Raw genomic sequence first — 17771 nt, 5'->3', positions numbered from 1 at the left:
TGCAGTGAAAAACGCGCTGGCGCCAGAGACCAGGGCGCGGCAAAGACCTGGCTCGACTTCTCAAAACCCCCGTCCAGCCTGGTTTTGCGGCATCGGGGCGTTGGCCGGACGCAACGCACGACTGTTAGAAATCGTCAATGCAGCGGCCTTTTCGAGGGATTGCGGCCAAAAAATGCAGGCGTTAGCGCGAATTCGGGAGAATCCCACTGCAAATCTTCGAAACCCTTGTCGTTATTGGGTTTGCGCTGCGCTATCATAGCAAGCGCCGCCCAGGGAAGCGGCAGCACGGCCGTTGCGGTGAGGCGCTACGCTCTGCGCCGCAACGAAAAACGCCGGGGTGCTCCGGAACCGTCGCTGCTCGACGGCGCGGCACGCGTCCGTATAATCGGCGCGTTCGCGCTGTTCGTGTCAACCTAAACTGATAAGGACTTTCTCAATGAATAAACAGGAACTGATCGACGCCGTTGCAGCACAGACGGGCGCAAGCAAGGCGCAAACCGGCGAGACGCTGGACACGCTCCTCGAAGTGGTCAAGAAGGCTGTGGCGAAGGGTGACGCCGTGCAGCTGATCGGCTTCGGCAGCTTCGGTTCGGGCAAGCGTGCAGCGCGTACGGGCCGCAACCCGAAGACGGGCGAAACCATCAAGATTCCGGCAGCCAAGACGGTCAAGTTCACGGCTGGCAAGGCGTTCAAGGACGCCGTCAACAAGCGCTAAGGTACTGCCGCTTTAAGTTGACACCCGCCCCCTGGCGGGTTTTTTTCGTCCGCGTTTTTAGCGTTATTCCGGTCGGTGAACGATTTCGCTCTCGCCGCCTTCGTGATCGTCTTCGAGGTCCCAAGACGGAAACGGATCGGCGAAAGCGCTCCATGCCGGTGCGCCGGCCGCGAATTCGGCATCGGACAAGAGGCAGGCGTCGAGCCTCTCCTGCCACGCTGCGCGATCCAGATCCACGCCGATCATGACGAGTTCCTGGCGCCGGTCGCCGATGCTTGCGTCGTTCGCGTCGCCGTACCAGTCGTGGGCGATTTCCTGTTCGAGCTCCGCGTCCTGCGGCCAGGTTTCGCGCGGCTGCGCCGCCCACCATGTGCCGGCCGGCCCATGCCGGCACGTGCCGCCCGCCTGCGAAAGCGAACCGGCCACGTCGTTGCGCGTCGCGAGCCAGAAAAAGCCTTTGGTGCGCAGCACGCCCTTCCATTCTTCGTGCAGCAGCGCCCACAGGCGCTCGGGATGAAACGGCCGCCGCGCGCGATAGACGAAGTTGCCAATGCCGAATTCGTCGGCTTCGCCGTGGTGGTGATCGTGATCGTTGAGCGACGCGAGCCAGCCGGGAGCACTCGAGGCCGCGTCGAAATCGAAGCGCCCTGTGTTCAGCACCTCGCCGGGCGGCACGGTGCCGAAACGGCTCACGACCTGGATGGCACGCGGATTGATGCGCGCAAGAATGTGCTGCAGGTGCGCGAGTTCGTCGTCGCTCACGAGGTCGGCCTTGTTCACGACGAGCACGTCGCAGAACTCCACCTGTTCGATCAGCAGCTCGACGAGCGTGCGGTCGTCTTCTTCTGTGGCGGCGAGACCGCGTTCGGCAAGTGCGTCGGCGCAGGCGTAATCGCGCAGGAAGTTGAACGCGTCCACCACGGTCACCATCGTGTCGAGGCGTGCGATGTCGGCAAGGGAAGTGCCGTCGTCGTCGACGAAAGTGAAGGTCTCGGCGATCGGCATGGGTTCGGCGATACCCGTGGATTCGATCAGGATCGCGTCGAATCGCTGTTCCTGCGCGAGACGGCGGATCTCGGTGAGCAGATCGTCGCGCAGCGTGCAGCAAATGCAGCCGTTCGACATTTCGACGAGCTTTTCCTCGACGTGCGAAAGCGCCGAGGCATCGCGCACGAGCGCGGCGTCGATATTGACGGCCGCGAGGTCGTTGACGATCACGGCGACGCGCAGGCCGGCGCGATTCGCGAGGATGTGGTTGAGCAGCGTGGTCTTGCCCGCGCCCAGGAACCCGGCGAGCACGGTGACGGGCAGTGGCGGCTGGTTCATCGCAGTGTGGCAATCAGAAGGACGAAAGACGGGCCGCACGAATGCGGCGCTAGAACGCATTGTGCATCATGTGCGCGCCCTGCGCTGATCGGCCCTGTCTTTCAGACCGGGCAGGCGTTGCGGCTTACTTGAGGAAATGCCACTGCCGAAGAATAGCGGCGATCTGCTGCGCGTAGCGGTCGCGCTGCGTCGGCGTTTCCGAATGGTAGGCGCCGACCGCGGCCCACGTGTTGCCGTATTTGTTCATCTGCTGGCGCAGATGCCACGCGGCGATATAGACGTTCTTGCAGGGTTCCATCAGCGTGCTCTGCGAGATGCCGTACTGCGCGAGCGTGGGGAGGTGCACGGAATTGATCTGCATGACGCCGTAATCGGTCGATCCGTTAGCATTCCTGTGTACTGCGTCGGGATGATTATGCGATTCCTGCCATGCGATTGCGCGCAGGATCAGCGGATTGACCTGCTGATAATGGGCGGCCGCATCGAAGCAGTCGGCGCGCGCGAGCGTGCTGACGCCGGCCAGCGCGAGCGCGGCGGCAGCAAGGGCAATCGGGCGGGACCAGGCCTTCTTCATGGCAGGGCAAGCAATATGGGCATCCGGATCGCCCGTATGATACCGGCCGCTTATGACGCGTCAAGCCGCCTGTCCCATCCGGATGAGGCCCGGCAAACACGGTCCCGCCGAAAAGACGGTAAGGAACGGTAAGGATAAACGCGGATCACGCGGCCCAATGGCTTACAAAATGCTTTTAAGTCTGCGAAACGAGTAGAGGAGAGTAGAAGAAATCCACGGACTGCCTAACCTTGTGACAAATTCGACACGAAAAGCTGCTACTGTTGCGTTTTTTTGTAGATCATTGGTGGCCGAGGGGACGAGAGAGGCGGCTGCCCGGATCGGCCGGTGGAGGCAGGCAGGCGCGCAGGCCCGCCACGCGCTCACCGCCGCTCGCTCATTCCGCACGAACAGCCGGTGACGCCCGCCATCGGCTTCGATATGACATCCATGAGAAGAAATCGTATGGCTTTGCGCCGCGTTGCCACGGCGCTACTCGTGAGCGGAATCATCTCGGCGCAGGTCGCGCACGCTCAGGTGACGCTTAATTTCGTCAATGCCGACATCGACCAGGTGGCGAAAGCGATTGGCGCCGCGACCGGCAAAACCATCATTGTCGACCCGCGCGTGAAAGGGCAGCTCAACCTCGTTTCGGAGAACCCCGTTCCCGAGGACCAGGCGCTCAAGACGCTGCAGTCGGCGTTGCGCATGCAGGGCTTCGCGCTCGTGCAGGATCATGGCGTGCTGAAGGTCGTGCCCGAGGCCGACGCCAAGCTGCAGGGCGTGCCCACCTATGTCGGCAACACGCCGGTGGCGCGCGGCGACCAGGTGGTCACGCAGGTGTTCGTACTGAGGAACGAGTCGGCGAACAACCTGCTGCCGGTGCTGCGCCCGCTCATCTCGCCGAACAACACGATTGCGGCCTACCCGTCGAACAACACGCTCGTCGTCACCGACTACGCCGACAACGTGCGCCGCATCGCCGCGATTATCGCGGGTGTGGATACGGCCGCCGGCCAGCAGGTCCAGGTCGTGCCGCTGCACAACGCCAACGCGCTCGACATCGCGCCGCTCATTTCGAAGATGCTCGATCCGGGCGCGATCGGCGCTTCGGATCCCACGCTGAAGGTCTCGGTCGTTCCCGACCCGCGCACCAACTCGCTGATGCTGCGCGCCTCGAACGTGCAGCGCCTCGCCGCCGCGACCCAACTGGCGAAGCAGCTCGACGCGCCCACGAGCATGCCGGGCAACATCCACGTGGTTCGGCTGCGCAACGCCGACGCCGTGGAGCTTGCCAAGACGCTGCGCGGGATGATGGGCAAAGGCGGGAACGACTCGTCGTCCGGCAACAATGCGAACTCGTTCAACCAGAACACGGGCGGCGGCAGCAACGGCAGCAACAGCTCGACCGGCACGTCGGGCACGCCGCCATTGCCGGGCAGCTCGCTCGGCGGCGGCAGTACGTCGTCGAGCAACCCGATGACGGGCGGCGGTTCGGCCAACGGCAACGACGATGCGCCATTCCTCGGCGACAACAAGGACAAGGGCGACGACAACCCGGCGGGCGGCATGATCCAGGCCGACCCGGCCACCAACTCGCTGATCATCACGGCGCCGGACGCGGTGTACCGCAACCTGCGCTCCGTGATCAACCAGCTCGACGCGCGGCGCGCCCAGGTCTATATCGAGGCGCTGATCGTCGAGCTGAACTCGGACACGAACGCCAACCTCGGTATCCAGTGGCAGATCGGCAGCGGCAACGTGCTGGCCGGCACCAATCTTGCCACCGGCGGCGGCAACAGCATCATCAACCTGACGTCGGCAGCACTCGCCGCCGGCGCTACCGGGGGCCTGGCCGGCGCGCTCGCCAACAGCACCCTCCAGCAGGGGTTGAACGTAGGTTGGGTCCACAATCTGTTCGGCGTGCAGGGGCTCGGCGCGTTGCTGCAGGCGCTGTCGCAGACGAGCGACGCCAACGTGCTGTCCACGCCTAACCTCGTCACGCTCGACAACCAGGAAGCGAAGATCGTCGTCGGTACGAACGTGCCGATCCAGACGGGCTCGTATTCGAACCTCACGAGCAGCACGGCGAGCTCGGCGTTCAACACCTACGATCGCGTCGACGTCGGTCTGACGCTGCACATCAAGCCGCAGATCACCGAAGGCGGGATCCTGAAGCTGACGCTGTACACCGAGGACTCGGCGATCGTGACCGGCACGACCAACGTGACGACCAATCCCGCCGGTCCCGATTTCACCAAGCGTTCGATCCAGTCGACCGTGCTGGCCGACAACGGCGAGATCATCGTGCTCGGCGGCCTGATGCAGGACAACTACCAGGTCAGCAACAGCAAGGTGCCGCTGCTTGGCGACATTCCCTGGATCGGCCAGTTGTTCCGCTCGGAAAACAAGACGCGCACGAAGACCAACCTGATGGTGTTCCTGCGTCCGGTGATCATCGGCGACAGCGACACGGCGCGTGCGGTGACGTCGAACCGCTACGACTACATCCAGGGCATGACGGGCGCCTACAAGTCCGATAACAACCTGATCAAGGACAATGACGATCCGGTGGTGCCGCCGATGCCGGTCGGTCCCAACGAAGGCGGATCGGCGCTGAACCTGTTCGATCTCGACAAGATGCGGCGCGAGCAGGCCACGCGAATGTTGCCCGCGGCGCCCGCCGCTGCCAGCGGGGCGAACGGCACGAACAGCACGAACAGCACGAGCGGTGCCGGTACGGCGGGCGGCGCGAGCAGCTACGCCGTGCCCACCAACGGCGCGGCGCCGTCCCAGCCCGCCGTGCCCGTCCAGACGTTGCCCGCGCAACCTTTGCTGACTACGCCGGGAGTGCAACAGTGAGCACGCCGCGAACGCCGGGTAGCGAGTCGCGGGCCACGGCGGGCGCCCCGCATGCGGCGGCGCCGCGCGAGGCGCCCTCGCCGCTCGCGGCGCGACTCCTGCCCTACGGCTTCGCGAAGAGCGGCCAGATTCTCGTTGCGCAGCAGCACGCCGACGGCCTCGAAGTGTGGATCGGCGAGCGCACGAACGGCGCGGCGATCGCCGAGGTCGCGCGCAATTTCGGCGCCGTGCGTTTCGTGCGCATCCCCGCCGACGAACTCGCGCTGGCGATCAACCAGGCGTACGCGCGCCACGACGGCAGCGCCGCGCAAGTGGTGGGCGAGGTGGAAGGCGAAGTCGATCTGTCGCGGCTGATGCAGGACATTCCGGAAGTGGAAGATCTTCTGGAGTCCGAAGACGATGCGCCGATCATCCGCATGATCAATGCGCTTCTCACGCAGGCCGCGCGCGAGCAGGCCTCCGACATTCACATCGAACCGTTCGAGAACGCTTCGGTGGTGCGCTTTCGCGTGGACGGCACGCTGCGCGACGTCGTGCGGCCGAAGAAGGCGCTGCACGGCGCGCTGATCTCGCGGATCAAGATCATGGCGCAGCTCGACATCGCCGAAAAGCGGCTGCCGCAGGACGGCCGCATCACGCTGCGCGTGGGCGGGCGCCCCGTGGACGTGCGCGTCTCGACGCTGCCTACGGGCCACGGCGAGCGCGCCGTGCTGCGTCTGCTGGAAAAGGATGCGCAGCGCCTGAATCTCCAGGCGCTCGGCATGGCCACCGACACGCTCGCGAAGTTCGACCAGCTCATCGCGAAGCCGCACGGCATCGTGCTCGTGACCGGGCCGACCGGTTCGGGCAAGACGACCACGCTCTACGCGTCGATGTCGCGGCTCGAAACGGCCACGACCAACATCATGACCGTGGAAGACCCGATCGAATACGACCTTTCGGGCATCGGCCAGACCCAGGTGAACGAACGTATCGGCATGACGTTCGCGCGTGCGCTGCGCTCGATCCTGCGTCAGGATCCCGACATCATCATGATCGGCGAAATCCGCGATCTGGAGACCGCGCAGATCGCCGTGCAAGCCTCGCTCACGGGCCACCTCGTGCTCGCCACGCTGCACACCAACGACGCGGCTTCGGCCGTCACGCGTCTGACCGATATGGGTGTCGAGCCGTACCTGCTGGCTTCATCGCTGCTCGGCGTGCTGGCGCAGCGCCTCGTGCGCCAGTTGTGTCCGCACTGCAAGGACGAGCGCACCGAAGAAAATGGCGACCGGCGCTGGCATCCGGTGGGCTGCGAGCGCTGCGGCCAGTCGGGCTACGCGGGCCGTCGCGGCGTGTACGAGCTGCTGCTCATCGACGAACCGATCCGCGCCCTGATCCACCGCAATGCCGCGGACGCCGAGGTCTTCCAGGCTGGCCGTGAGCAGGGCATGCGCACGCTGCGCGAGGACGGCGATCGCTGGCTCGAGGCGGGCACGACTTCGCTCGAAGAAGTGCTGCGCGTTACGGGCGGCGCATGATGGGCCGTCCGATGGCTTGTCACTAAGCAAGGGCGTTAAGCAAGATGCCGGCATTCCGTTTCGAAGCGATCGACGCCGCGGGCAAGGCGCAAAAAGGCGTACTGGAGGCCGACAGCGCGCGCAGCGCCCGCACGCAGTTGCGCGGCCAGGGGCTCACGCCGCTCGTCGTCGAGCCGGCGGCCAGCCGCACGCGCGGCGAGCGCCAGCAGCGCCTGGCGCTCGGGCGGCGCCTGTCGCAGCGCGAGCAGGCCATCCTCACGCGCCAGCTCGCGAGCCTGCTGGTGGCGGGGCTGCCGCTCGGCGAGGCGCTCGCGGTGCTCACCGAGCAGGCCGAGCGCGACTACATTCGCGAGCTGATGGCGGCGATCCGCGCCGAGGTGCTGGGCGGCCATTCGTTCGCCAACGCGCTCGCGCAGCATCCGCGCGACTTTCCCGACATCTACCGCGCACTGGTGGCGGCCGGCGAGCATACGGGCAAGCTCGGCATCGTGCTCTCGCGTCTTGCCGACTACATCGAGCAGCGCAACGCGCTCAAGCAGAAGATCGTGCTGGCGTTCACCTACCCGACGATCGTCACGATCATCGCGTTCGGCATCGTGACGTTCCTGCTGAGCTACGTGGTGCCGCAGGTGGTGAACGTGTTCGCGAGCACGAAGCAGCAGTTGCCGATTCTCACCATCGTCATGATGGCGCTCTCCGGCTTCGTGAGGCATTGGTGGTGGGCCGTGCTGATCGTCGTGGCGATACTTGCGTGGACGGTGCGCGCGATTTTGCGCCAGCCGGGGCCGCGTCTTTCGTTCGACCGCTGGGTGCTCACCGCGCCGCTCGCGGGCAAGCTCGTGCGCGGCTACAACACGGTGCGCTTTGCGAGCACGCTCGGGATTCTTTCCGCGGCCGGCGTGCCGATCCTGCGCGCGCTGCAGGCGGCGGGCGAGACGCTCTCGAACCGCGCGATGCGCACGAACGTGGACGAGGCCATCGTGCGCGTGCGCGAAGGCACGTCGCTCTCACGGGCGCTCGGCAACACGAAGACGTTTCCGCCGGTGCTCGTGCACCTGATCCGGTCGGGTGAGGCGACCGGCGACGTGACGACGATGCTCGACCGTGCCGCCGAAGGCGAGGCGCGCGAGCTCGAGCGCCGCACGATGTTCCTCACGAGTCTGCTGGAGCCGCTGCTGATTCTGGCGATGGGCGGCGTGGTGCTCGTGATCGTGCTCGCGGTGATGCTGCCGATCATCGAGCTGAACAACCTCGTGCAGTAGCGATAACGGCAGAGGCGGCGTCAGCGAACGTAGATGGTGGGGCCGGCGGCGTTGGCCGGCAGGAAGACTTCGGAGTGCACGCCGTGGCGGTCGACGACGATCGAGCGGGGGCGCACTTCGGCGAGCGTGGCGTCCTGGCCGATCGGACCGCCGAGCGAGACGGCCCTGGCCGGATCGCCGCCGATGCTGACGATGGCGGCCGCGCCGTGCTGGAGCGCGAGGATGCCGAAGAGGTGGATGTCCTGCACCGCGCTGCGGTCGAGCTTGCCGCCGAACAGCGTCGAGGCCTCGTCGAGCGAAACGGGCGCGTGCGCGGCGGCGGCAACGATCGGTGCCGCGCGGCTCGTGGCCAGCGTGATACCCCACCACGTTGCCGTGGCGCAGAGCACCGCGAAGGCGGCGAGGGAGACGAGTCGGATTTGCAGTGCGTTCATGCGTTCCATTGTACGGAGTATTGTGAATTTTTCGACGGCGTGCGGGTATGCCCGGAAGCCGTCACCGCGTGACATTACAATGACCCGCCACGTGTCCTCATGACACGCAGGGTCGGATGCGGCGCCAGGACGGGCGCCGCGGGAAATCATCGCCAGGAGGGAAGCAAGCCATGTCCATGTGGGCCACCAAGTGGGACCAGCGCCGGGACCAGCACCGTGCCGGAATCGAAGGGCTGCGCGCTCGCCGCCAACGCGGTTTCACGCTGATCGAAATCATGGTCGTGATCGCGATTCTCGGCATTCTCGCCGCGCTGATCGTGCCGAAGATCATGAGCCGTCCCGACGAAGCGCGGCGCGTCGCCGCGCGCCAGGACATCGGCACGGTCATGCAGGCGCTCAAGCTCTATCGTCTCGACAACGGCCGCTATCCGACCCAGGATCAGGGCCTCCAGGCGCTGATCCAGAAGCCGACCACCGATCCGGTTCCGAATAACTGGAAGGACGGCGGCTATCTCGAACGCCTGCCGAGCGATCCCTGGGGCAATCCGTACCAGTACCTGAATCCGGGCGTGCACGGCGAGATCGACGTGTTCAGCTACGGCGCCGACGGCAAGCCTGGCGGCGAAGGGAACGACGCCGACATCGGCTCCTGGCAGTAGCGGATTCTCGCGAGGCATGCGCCAGCCCTTCCCGCTTCGTCACGCCGCCCGCTCGACGCCGCGCGCCTTCGCGCGCGGCCGCGCGGGCGGTTTCACGCTGCTCGAAATGCTCGTGGTGCTGCTGATCGCGGGGATCCTGGTTTCGCTCGCGTCGCTGTCGCTCTCGCGCAATCCGCGCACCGACCTCAACGAAGAGGCCCAGCGCCTTGCGCTCCTGTTCGAATCGGCCGGCGACGAAGCGCAAGTGCGCGCACGCCCCATCGCCTGGCAGCCGGTCGAGGGCGGATTTCGCTTCGACGTGCGCACCGACGATGGCTGGCGCCCGCTGCGCGACGACCTGCTCGGTCCGCGCCAGTGGGAAGGCGGCGTGACGGGCGTTGCGATCAGCTATCCGGGCGGCGACGACGACAACGGAGCCAGCCGACTCGTGTTCGGCACCGAGGCCGTCGACGTGCCGGTCGAGGTCACGCTCTTTTCCGCAGCCGGGCGCGCGACGATCGTCGGCACCGGCAGCGGCCGCTACGAGGTGCGCTGACATGCGGCAAGCACGACGCCTGCCCCGCGCGCGAGCGGCGCGCGGTTTCACGATGATCGAGGTGCTGGTCGCGCTGGCGATCGTCGCCATCGCGCTTGCCGCTTCCATGCGCGCGGTGGGCAGCCTCGCCGCGAGCGAAGCCGATCTGCACGACCGCCTGCTCGCCGGCTGGAGCGCCGACAATGCCCTCGCGCAGCTGCATCTCGCGCACGCGTGGCCCGACGTGGGCGAGAGCCGCTTCGAATGCTCGCAGGGCAATCTCGAGCTCACTTGCGTGCAGACTGTGAGCACCACGCCCAATCCGGTCTTTCGCCGCGTGGAGGTGTCGGTCATGACGCCGGGCCGCGCCGGCAATCTCGCGCAACTCGTCACGGTGGTCGCCAATGAGACGAACCGCTCGCTGTGACCGTGCGCGTGCCGCACGCGCCTCGCGCGGCACCGGTGCGCGCGGCTTCACGCTGATCGAACTGCTCGTCGCCATTGCGATCCTCGCCGTGGTGGCGATCCTGTCGTGGCGCGGGCTCGACCAGATCATGCGCGGCCGCGAGACGATCTCGCGCGAGATGGCCGACGAGCGCGTGTTCGCGCAGATGTTCGACCAGATGCGTATCGACTGCCAGCGCGCCGCCTCCGACGACGAAGCCGGCGCGCCCGCGATCTCGCTCGACGGCGGCGTGCTGCAGATCGTGCGCGCGTTCGCCGTGCCGCCCGGCGCGGCGCCGCGGCTGCAGGTCGTGCGCTATCGCGTGAGCGAGGGCCGCGTGGTGCGCTATGCCTCGCCGCCCATCGCCAACCTCGGCGAGCTGCGGCGCGCGACGCGCGGCGGCGAAGGCGACAACTGGAGCGCGCTGCCGATGATGAGCGGCGTGGGTTCGATCAACGCGGACCTCTACGTGCCGAAGGTCGGCTGGACCTCGAACATGCAGGACGTGCGCGCGCAACTCACCGCCAACATCAACAGCATGAGGGTGCCGCAGCTCGGCAACGCGCCCATGCCGCGCTCCGTGACGGGGCTCCAGATACGCGTGGGCGCCACGTCGCTGCAGTCGCCCGTCACGCGGGTTTTTCTGGTGGGCGAATGAACCTGCGCGCGCCCCTTCCTGCGGCCCGTCCGCGCCGCCCCGCCCGTCCCACCTGCCTCGTTAACCGGCGGGATCGGCATAGCCAGCGCGGCGCGGCGATCATCACCGCGTTGCTCGTGGTCGCGCTGTCGGCCATTCTCGTTTCGGGGATCCTGTGGCGCCAGCAGGTGCAGCTACGCCGCATCGAAAACCAGCGGCTCATCGCGCAGGCGCAGTGGATCGCGCGCGGCGCGCTCGACTGGACCCGTCTCGTGCTGCGCTCGGAGGCCGATACCACGGCGGGCATCACCTATCTCGGCGGCACCTGGGGCGTGCCGCTCGCGCGCACGCGCCTCTCGGACTTCCTCGGCCAGATCGGCGACGTGCGCTCCGCCCAGGGCGCGACGACTTACCTTTCGGGTTCCATCGAGGACGCCGAAGCGCGCTTCAATCTGCGCAACCTGGTGTCGAGTCCCGCGCCCGGCGCCCTGCAACTGGACCTCACGCAGATCCAGGCGTTCGCGCGACTCCTGCAACTGCTCGGCCTCAACGGCCAGCTCGCGCAGAGCACGGCGGTCTATCTGCGCTCGGGCCTCGCCTATTCCGCGACGCGCTTTCAGACCGCCACGGTCCCCGGCGCCCCGACCACGACGCCGCAGGTCGTGGGAGGCGCCGCGGGCGGCGCGACGTTCAGCGACAATCCGGGCCTCGACGACACCGAAAACAGCAGCGCCACCGCCCCGATCGTGATGACGAGCGTGGACGGACTGCTCGACGTGCCGGGCTTCACGCCCGACGTGCTCGCGCGCCTGCGGCCCTTCGTGACGATCCTGCCCACCACGACGCCCGTCAACATGAACACGGCAAGCGCCGAGGTGATCGCGGCCATCATGCCGGGCATGAGCCTGTCGAGCGCGCAGGCGCTCGTGGCGCGGCGCCAGAGCGTGTTCTTCCGCAACGTGGGCGACGTGCAGCTCGCGCTTCAAGGTGTTGGCGTGCCGCAGGCCGCGATCGATACGTCGCTGTGCGACGTCAACACGAGCTATTTTCTGGTTCATGGGCGCGTCGAACACGAGCGCGCCGAACTGGACCGCACCACGCTTGTCTGGCGCGACTCGCTCACCCATACGACGCGCGTCGTGCGCGTGAGCGACGACCCATGAAACCGCTTCAGTCCAACATCGAAACGAGGTGCCTTTGAGCACGCTGATCGTCCTGATGCCGCCGCGAGACCCGGCGGTCCACTCGCAGGAATGGCAGTTGCCGGAACTGCCGTTCGTGCTGCTCGACAAGACGGGCCGCACCCAGCGCGCGGGTCGCGCGGCGCTGGCGCTCCTGCCGCGCGGGTCTGCCACGATCCTGCTCGTCGCCGCGCGCGACCTGCTGACGATTCCGGCCGCCGTGCCGCCGCTCAAGGGGCCGCGGCTGCGCCAGGCACTGCCGAACGTCGTCGAGGATCAACTGATCCAGGACCCGCAGACCTGTCACCTCGCGCTCGACTCGCAGGCGCTGCCGGACGACCGGCAGGTGGTCGCGGCGATCGATCGCGGCTGGTTCCGCTTTCTCGTCGAGGGTTTCGCTGCCGCCGGCCATCGCAACTTGCGCGCGGTGCCTGTCGCGCGGTGCCTCCCGCTGCCCGAGACGGCCGGGACCGCAAAAACCGCTGAAACCACCGGGACTGCTGAACCGCCCGAGGCGGCGAAAACGGCCGAATCCGCCGGATCGGCTGCAACTGCGCCTTCCGCGCCCTTGCCTGCCGAGCCGGTGACGGCCTGCGTGTTCGGCCCGGTCATGTCGACCGCGCCTGCACTGCTTGCGGGCACCGCGCCCGATCTTGCGCTCTCGGCGCCGGGCGTCGCGCTCGAGCTTGCGATCGTGCGCGGCGCGACGGCGCAGGGTTTCGCCGTGCCCGCGGCGAGCGTGGCCGCCACCATCGAGGCGCTGGCCGGCGACACGCCGGTGACGCTCTACGCGCTGACCGGCCTGCCGGGCGAACCGGCGGGCAACGCATCGAAGGCAGGGATCGCGCGGCTGCCCGGCGCGCAGCCGCTCACATTCGAAGCGCTTGCGCGCCGCGCACTGACTTGCCGCTTCGACCTCTGCCAGTTCGAATTCGCCTCGCAGCCGTGGCGTCTGGACCGCGCGACACTGCGCCGCCTGCGGTTGCCGATCGCGCTCCTCGCGGCCTCGCTCGTTATCGCGATCGTCGGCGCGAACCTGCAATGGCTGATGCTTTCGCGCCAGCGCGACGCGATGGAAACGCAGATGACGGAGCTTCTGCTCAACACCTTCCCGAAGACGACGGTCGTGCTCGATCCCGCTGGCCAGATGGCGCGCCAGTTGCAGCAGTTGCGTGTCGCGGCCGGCGAGCCCTCGGCCGACGACTTCCTCGCGCTCTCCGACGGCTTTGCGCGCGCGCTGGGCCCGGTGCCGCCGAACAGCATCGCCGCGCTCGACTATCACGACCGGCGCCTCGACGTGACGTTCAAGCCAGGCGCGAACGTCGACGCCGGCCTCGCTGCGCGGCTCGCGCGCAACGGCCTCGAAGGCACGCAGGACAGCAGCAGCGGCAAGTGGACCATCAGGAGCGCATCGTGAATACAACGGCTTTGACCGAGGCATGGGCCGAATTCTGGGAGGCGCGTTCGCCGCGCGAGCAGACCATGCTGACGTGGGGCGGCGCCTTGCTGGCCGTGGCGATCGGCTGGTCGGTGCTGTGGGCGCCCGCCTCCGACGGCCGCGCGCGTCTGCACGAGAGCCTGCCGGGACTGCAGCGGCAGCTCGCGCAAATGACGGCTGAGGCTAACGAAGCCCGCGGGCTTTCGGGCGCGGCGGCGAGCGTCGCGCCGGACGGCCAGGCGCTCAAGGACGCGCTGACGGCGTCGTTGGCCGATCACGGCCTGCAGGGTGCGCAGGTGCAGTTGATCGGCGCGACGGTGCAGGTGCAGATGAAGAACGCCTCGTTCCCGGCCTTTACGAACTGGCTCGACGATGCGCGCAAGCAGTACAAGGTACAGGTGGTCGAAGCGCATATGAGCGCGCTGAAGACCGACGGCCAGGTCGACCTGACCGCCTCGCTGCAGCCGGCGAGCGCGCGGTAAATGCGCCGACCGCCTGGTATGGGACCGGAGACCCTCGCATGACGTACTGGATGCGGCGCGTGCGCGCCGCGTTGCCGTGGCTTCTGGTGGGCGCGCTGTCGAGCGGCATGGTGCTGCTCGCCCGTCTGCCGGCCGCCTGGATCGCGCCGCAATTCGCGCGCGCGACGCAGGGCCACGTGAATCTCGTCGATCCCGCCGGCTCGCTTTGGCAAGGCTCCGCCACGCTGATGCTCGCGGCGGGCCAGGACGACACCGGAGCGACCCTGCTGCCCGGCCGCATCGAATGGCGGACGGCGTTCTGGCCGCTCTTGACGGGCCGCGTGCGCATGCAAATGCGCCAGACCCAGGCGATGCCCGACCCCGTCGTGGTCGAAGCCACGCCGAGGAGCGCCACCGTGACGGCCGGCTCGATCGCGGTGCCCGCCTCGCTGCTCGCGGGGCTGGGTGCGCCGTTCAACACGCTCGATTTCGACGGTAGCGTGCGTCTGACGTGGACCCCGTGGCGCACGTTCGGCAACGACGCCTTCGGCCGGCTCACCGTTTCGCTCGCCGACATGAGTTCGCGGGTCTCGCTCGTCAAGCCGCTCGGCTCGTACGAGGCGGTGATCCAGGCACAGGGGGCGTCGTCGACGCTCGATCTCTCCACGCGCAAAGGTCCGCTAATGCTGAACGGCCGCGGCGTGTTCTCGCGCGCGTCGACGTCGTTCGAAGGCACCGCGAGCGCGGCGCCCGATCAGCGCGACAACCTTGCGGGCCTCTTGAACCTGCTCGGGCGACCCACCGGTCCAGGCACGGTCGCGCTGACCTTCGTGCGCTGAACCGGCCCGCGCTGCGGCGGGTGTTCGGGCGTTAGGGCATTAGTCCGCCCTGGCGGCCTCGCCCGCTTTGGCCGTTTCGCTCATCGCGCCGGTTTCGCGATCCATCTGCGCGACGCTCCAGCCGCCGCCGAGCGCCTTCACGAGCCCAACCGACGACACCATGCGCTCGCCGGCAAGGTTCGCCAGCTTCTGCTGGGCCTGGAACGCCGTGGTCTGCGCGGACAGCACGTTCTGGTAGTCGGTCGTGCCCACCTTGTATTCGTTGACGACGATGTCGAGCGCACGCTTCGCCGACTCCACGGCTTGCTGCTGCACGCCGACTTCCTGCGCGAGGATGCGTTGCGAAGCGAGGTTGTCCTCGACGTCCTGGAAGGCGGCCAGCACGGTGCCGCGGTAGGTGGCGACCTGCTGGTCGTAGGCGGCGCGGGCCGCTTCGGTCTGCGCGCTGCGCAGGCCGCCGTCGAAGATCGTGCCGGCGAGCGACGGCCCGAGCGTCCAGAAGCGCGACGGCATCTGCAGCAACTGCGACAGCACCGAACTCTCGAAACCGCCCGACGCCGAAATCGTGAGCGACGGGAAGAACGCCGACATCGCCACGCCGATCTGCTCGTTCGCCGCCGCGGCCTTGCGCTCTGCCGAAGCAATGTCGGGGCGCCGCTCGAGCAGTGCCGAAGGCATCGAGAGCGGCACAGTGGGCGGCGTGGCCGCGAGGGGCGACGGCGGGATCGAGAACGTCGAGGCAGGCTGGCCGACCAGCACGGCGATCGCGTGCTCGTTCTGCGCGCGCGCGACGCCGTTGTCGATCGCCGAGGCCTGCGCCGACTGCAGTTGCGCCTGCGCCTGGACCACGTCGGCACGGCCCGCCACGCCCTGCGCGTACTGGTTTTGCGTGAGATCGAGCGTCTTTTGATACGCGACGACGGTGTCGTCGAGCAGCTTCTGCTGGGCGTCGAGCGAGCGCAGCGTGAACCAGGTCTGCGCGAGCGTGCCTTGCGCGGAAAGGCGCGCGTTGGCCAGATCGGCGGCGGCGCCCTGCTGGCTGGCCTCCTGCGAGCTCACCGTGCGGCTCACTTTGCCCCACAGATCGGGCTCCCAGGTCGCGTCGAGGCCGAGATTGAAGTTGTTGTCGATCGTGCCGCTCGGGAAGCTGCCGCTCGCGTTGCTCACGCGCGTGGGCGTGCGCGAACGCGTACCGGCGGCCGATGCGCTGACGACCGGGAAATACGCGGCCCGGGCCTCGCCAACGAGCGCGCGCGCCTGCCGGTACGCGGCGGCATATTGCGCGATGGTCTGGTTGTGCGCGTCGAGCTGGTCTTCCAGCGCGTTGAGCTGGGCGTCGTTGTAGATCGTCCACCAGTCGCCGCGGTCGGCGGCATCGGAGGGCTGCGCGACTTTCCAGCCTTCGGGCGCTTCCTTGAACGAAGCCGGCATGGCGCCCGTGGACGGCCGCTGATAGTTCGGGCCGACCGCGCAGCCGGCCAACTGGAACGCGACTACGACCAGGGCCGCGGCGCAGGCGAGTGCGCGGCGCTTCGGGAATCCGGGCAGACGGACAGCGTGGTGGGAAGAACGCGGCATGCAAGCAATCCTGTCGAGGCGGCCGGAGTCATCAGGCGCGCGAGGCGCAGCGGATGGCCGGTCGCGGGGGCACGCAGCGGGTTTGTCGTGTCGCGGGAATGGTAGCGCACGCGCCGCGCGGAACGCGTAAGGTTAATGCAGGGTTGCCTTGCGGTGTGTTACGACCGATGCCGCGCAGATTACGCGCGGTTACGGCGCCAGCGGCGCAGGGCGTCGAGCGCGTAGGCGCCCGCCCGCGTGCGCGGCGTGTAGCCCGCGCGCGCCTGGGCGCAAGCCGCGCGGCACGCGGCCCGGCGGTCCGCGCAAAGCGGCGCCGCGACGATAGCCCGGGCTGCCTGCGTGGACGACACGGCGCGCTTTGCCCGCCGGCGTTGCGCCCACATGAACAGCAGGACCGCGAGGGAGCCGCCCGGCAAAGCAAACACCGCCGCATAGACCGCGAGCTTGCGCCAACCCGCCGCGCTGGCTTGCGCGAGCGCGAGCCGGGCGGTGTCGGTAACGGAGCGGCCAAAGCCGCCGAGCGCATTTTTCAGGTACGGCATGGTGCGATCCGAGGCGTAATGAGGCGTGATGGCGTTGAAGTGATTGCCTGACATAATATTGACTAAGCAATCAAATAACAAACTTATTTGCACTGCACCAATCTTCCTGTTGTTTTTTGTCCAGGCGATGACTTCTTCTTTCCTGATTGACGTATCTGCCTGAGCAGCTAAAATACGCCGATTGCCTCTATGCATCTGGATTCCCGCGTCATGACGAGCGAAGCCCCTTTCGTCCCTACGAAGCCCGGTGTGGATTCGAGCCTCGGCTACTTCCTTTCGACGGCGCGCAACGTGCTGGCCGCGCGAATGGACCGCGCGGTCGCGCCGCTCGGGCTCACGTCCTCGCAGATCGGCGTGATCCTGCTGCTGTGGTTCGAGCGCGCACGCACGCCGAACGAGATGTCGCGCGTGCTTTCGTACGACACGGGATCGATGACGCGCATGCTGGACCGGCTGGAGAAGAAAAGCTTCCTCGTGCGCCAGCGCAGCCTTGCGGACCGGCGCGTGGTCGAACTGACGCTGACACCGCTTGGCCGTGACGCGGCGCAGCAACTGCCGGATCTGATCTCGCAGGTGCTCAGCGAACAGCTTCGCGGCTTTGCCGCCGACGAAGTCGCGACGCTCGTGCGCCTGTTGCAGCGCTTCATTGCCAACGATCCGGCTACCGACCCGCTTTGCAGCGAAGAACTCGCCTGCCCGGCGGCGCAGGCGTTGCATCCGGAAGGCTGAACCCCGTAACGGGCGGCGCGCGCCTGAGCAGCGCCCTTTGTGCGGGCCAATAACTGTCTGGGCAGAAAATGCCGGG

18 protein-coding genes are annotated in these 17771 nt (G+C 67.6%); 13 read left to right on the top strand and 5 right to left on the bottom strand.

Annotated features, from left to right (window positions below; translation table 11 throughout):
• Nucleotides 1–421: 421 nt before the first annotated feature.
• Nucleotides 422–715, top strand: a complete 294-nt coding sequence (locus tag V8683_RS01530) for an HU family DNA-binding protein (protein WP_462880602.1) — start codon at nt 422–424, stop codon at nt 713–715.
• 63 nt (nt 716–778) lie between these two features.
• Here the strand turns inward: V8683_RS01530 and zigA are convergent, their stop codons facing one another.
• Nucleotides 779–2041, bottom strand: coding sequence for a zinc metallochaperone GTPase ZigA (gene zigA, locus V8683_RS01525; protein WP_411187946.1), 1263 nt, complete (start codon nt 2039–2041; stop codon nt 779–781).
• A 124-nt stretch (nt 2042–2165) separates the two neighbouring features.
• Entirely contained in the window at nt 2166–2615 is a 450-nt protein-coding gene (locus V8683_RS01520) for a lytic transglycosylase domain-containing protein (protein ID WP_411187944.1), read from the bottom strand.
• 444 nt (nt 2616–3059) lie between these two features.
• Between V8683_RS01520 and gspD the strand changes: the two genes are divergently transcribed.
• Genes gspD through gspF form a run of 3 tightly spaced genes read left to right on the top strand, consistent with a single transcriptional unit; the run spans nt 3060 to nt 8238 of the window.
• Nucleotides 3060–5456 (top strand): type II secretion system secretin GspD, encoded by a 2397-nt coding sequence (gspD, locus tag V8683_RS01515; RefSeq protein ID WP_411187942.1) that lies wholly within the window; start codon nt 3060–3062, stop codon nt 5454–5456.
• Nucleotides 5453–6976 (top strand): type II secretion system ATPase GspE, encoded by a 1524-nt coding sequence (gspE, locus tag V8683_RS01510; RefSeq protein WP_411187940.1) that lies wholly within the window; start codon nt 5453–5455, stop codon nt 6974–6976. Before gspD ends, gspE begins: the two co-directional genes overlap by 4 nt.
• A gap of 44 nt (nt 6977–7020) precedes the next feature.
• Nucleotides 7021–8238 carry a type II secretion system inner membrane protein GspF gene (gspF, locus tag V8683_RS01505; protein ID WP_411187938.1) on the top strand — a complete coding sequence of 406 codons (1218 nt, stop codon included), beginning with the start codon at nt 7021–7023 and terminating at the stop codon, nt 8236–8238.
• Between the two features lie 20 nt (nt 8239–8258).
• Here gspF and V8683_RS01500 read toward each other — a convergent pair whose 3' ends face one another.
• On the bottom strand, nt 8259–8672 hold the full coding sequence (locus tag V8683_RS01500) for a hypothetical protein (RefSeq protein WP_411187936.1): 414 nt from the start codon (nt 8670–8672) through the stop codon (nt 8259–8261).
• Between the two features lie 170 nt (nt 8673–8842).
• Between V8683_RS01500 and gspG the strand changes: the two genes are divergently transcribed.
• The 8 genes from gspG to V8683_RS01460 are packed head-to-tail and all read left to right on the top strand — an operon-like array spanning nt 8843 to nt 14846.
• Entirely contained in the window at nt 8843–9331 is a 489-nt protein-coding gene (gene gspG / locus V8683_RS01495; RefSeq protein WP_411187934.1) for a type II secretion system major pseudopilin GspG, read from the top strand.
• Nucleotides 9332–9347: 16 nt separating this feature from the next.
• Nucleotides 9348–9866, top strand: coding sequence for a GspH/FimT family pseudopilin (locus V8683_RS01490; RefSeq protein ID WP_411187932.1), 519 nt, complete (start codon nt 9348–9350; stop codon nt 9864–9866).
• 1 nt (nt 9867) lies between these two features.
• Nucleotides 9868–10272, top strand: a complete 405-nt coding sequence (gene gspI, locus V8683_RS01485) for a type II secretion system minor pseudopilin GspI (protein WP_411187930.1) — start codon at nt 9868–9870, stop codon at nt 10270–10272.
• A complete protein-coding gene (locus tag V8683_RS01480) occupies nt 10250–10948 on the top strand; it encodes a PulJ/GspJ family protein (RefSeq protein ID WP_411187928.1) in 699 nt (232 codons plus the stop codon). The genes gspI and V8683_RS01480 overlap by 23 nt, the downstream gene beginning before the upstream one ends.
• Nucleotides 10945–12090, top strand: a complete 1146-nt coding sequence (gspK, locus tag V8683_RS01475; RefSeq protein ID WP_411187926.1) for a type II secretion system minor pseudopilin GspK — start codon at nt 10945–10947, stop codon at nt 12088–12090. The genes V8683_RS01480 and gspK overlap by 4 nt, the downstream gene beginning before the upstream one ends.
• A 34-nt stretch (nt 12091–12124) precedes the next feature.
• A complete protein-coding gene (gspL, locus tag V8683_RS01470; protein WP_411187924.1) occupies nt 12125–13525 on the top strand; it encodes a type II secretion system protein GspL in 1401 nt (466 codons plus the stop codon).
• Nucleotides 13522–14028, top strand: a complete 507-nt coding sequence (locus V8683_RS01465) for a type II secretion system protein M (RefSeq protein ID WP_411187922.1) — start codon at nt 13522–13524, stop codon at nt 14026–14028. Before gspL ends, V8683_RS01465 begins: the two co-directional genes overlap by 4 nt.
• Before the next feature lie 38 nt (nt 14029–14066).
• The gene (locus V8683_RS01460) at nt 14067–14846 is read left to right on the top strand and encodes a type II secretion system protein N (RefSeq protein ID WP_411187920.1); all 780 of its coding nucleotides are present in this window, start codon (nt 14067–14069) and stop codon (nt 14844–14846) included.
• A gap of 39 nt (nt 14847–14885) precedes the next feature.
• Here V8683_RS01460 and V8683_RS01455 read toward each other — a convergent pair whose 3' ends face one another.
• Together V8683_RS01455 and V8683_RS01450 are read right to left on the bottom strand one after the other, a co-directional pair.
• Nucleotides 14886–16424: an efflux transporter outer membrane subunit gene (locus V8683_RS01455; protein WP_411187918.1), complete on the bottom strand. Its 1539-nt coding sequence runs from the start codon at nt 16422–16424 to the stop codon at nt 14886–14888.
• A gap of 179 nt (nt 16425–16603) precedes the next feature.
• The gene (locus V8683_RS01450; RefSeq protein WP_411187916.1) at nt 16604–17161 is read right to left on the bottom strand and encodes a hypothetical protein; all 558 of its coding nucleotides are present in this window, start codon (nt 17159–17161) and stop codon (nt 16604–16606) included.
• A 15-nt stretch (nt 17162–17176) separates the two neighbouring features.
• Here V8683_RS01450 and V8683_RS01445 point away from each other — a divergent pair, with 15 nt between their 5' ends.
• The gene (locus V8683_RS01445; protein ID WP_411187914.1) at nt 17177–17695 is read left to right on the top strand and encodes a MarR family winged helix-turn-helix transcriptional regulator; all 519 of its coding nucleotides are present in this window, start codon (nt 17177–17179) and stop codon (nt 17693–17695) included.
• Nucleotides 17696–17771: the final 76 nt, after the last annotated feature.

The organism is Paraburkholderia sp. AV2 (genome assembly GCF_054968425.1).
This window is presented reverse-complemented; position numbering and strand designations above follow the sequence as displayed.

Bases quoted from the DNA above. Each gene is read 5' to 3' on its own strand.
- V8683_RS01490 (WP_411187932.1), top strand. From the start codon at position 9,348: ATGCGCCAGCCCTTCCCGCTTCGTCACGCCGCCCGCTCGACGCCGCGC.
- gspK (WP_411187926.1), top strand. From the start codon at position 10,945: ATGAACCTGCGCGCGCCCCTTCCTGCGGCCCGTCCGCGCCGCCCCGCC.
- V8683_RS01445 (WP_411187914.1), top strand. From the start codon at position 17,177: ATGACGAGCGAAGCCCCTTTCGTCCCTACGAAGCCCGGTGTGGATTCG.
- gspG (WP_411187934.1), top strand. From the start codon at position 8,843: ATGTCCATGTGGGCCACCAAGTGGGACCAGCGCCGGGACCAGCACCGT.
- gspI (WP_411187930.1), top strand. From the start codon at position 9,868: ATGCGGCAAGCACGACGCCTGCCCCGCGCGCGAGCGGCGCGCGGTTTC.
- V8683_RS01480 (WP_411187928.1), top strand. From the start codon at position 10,250: ATGAGACGAACCGCTCGCTGTGACCGTGCGCGTGCCGCACGCGCCTCG.
- V8683_RS01460 (WP_411187920.1), top strand. From the start codon at position 14,067: ATGACGTACTGGATGCGGCGCGTGCGCGCCGCGTTGCCGTGGCTTCTG.
- V8683_RS01500 (WP_411187936.1), bottom strand. From the start codon at position 8,672: ATGAACGCACTGCAAATCCGACTCGTCTCCCTCGCCGCCTTCGCGGTG.
- zigA (WP_411187946.1), bottom strand. From the start codon at position 2,041: ATGAACCAGCCGCCACTGCCCGTCACCGTGCTCGCCGGGTTCCTGGGC.
- V8683_RS01455 (WP_411187918.1), bottom strand. From the start codon at position 16,424: ATGCCGCGTTCTTCCCACCACGCTGTCCGTCTGCCCGGATTCCCGAAG.
- V8683_RS01450 (WP_411187916.1), bottom strand. From the start codon at position 17,161: ATGCATAGAGGCAATCGGCGTATTTTAGCTGCTCAGGCAGATACGTCA.
- gspF (WP_411187938.1), top strand. From the start codon at position 7,021: ATGCCGGCATTCCGTTTCGAAGCGATCGACGCCGCGGGCAAGGCGCAA.
- gspD (WP_411187942.1), top strand. From the start codon at position 3,060: ATGGCTTTGCGCCGCGTTGCCACGGCGCTACTCGTGAGCGGAATCATC.
- V8683_RS01520 (WP_411187944.1), bottom strand. From the start codon at position 2,615: ATGAAGAAGGCCTGGTCCCGCCCGATTGCCCTTGCTGCCGCCGCGCTC.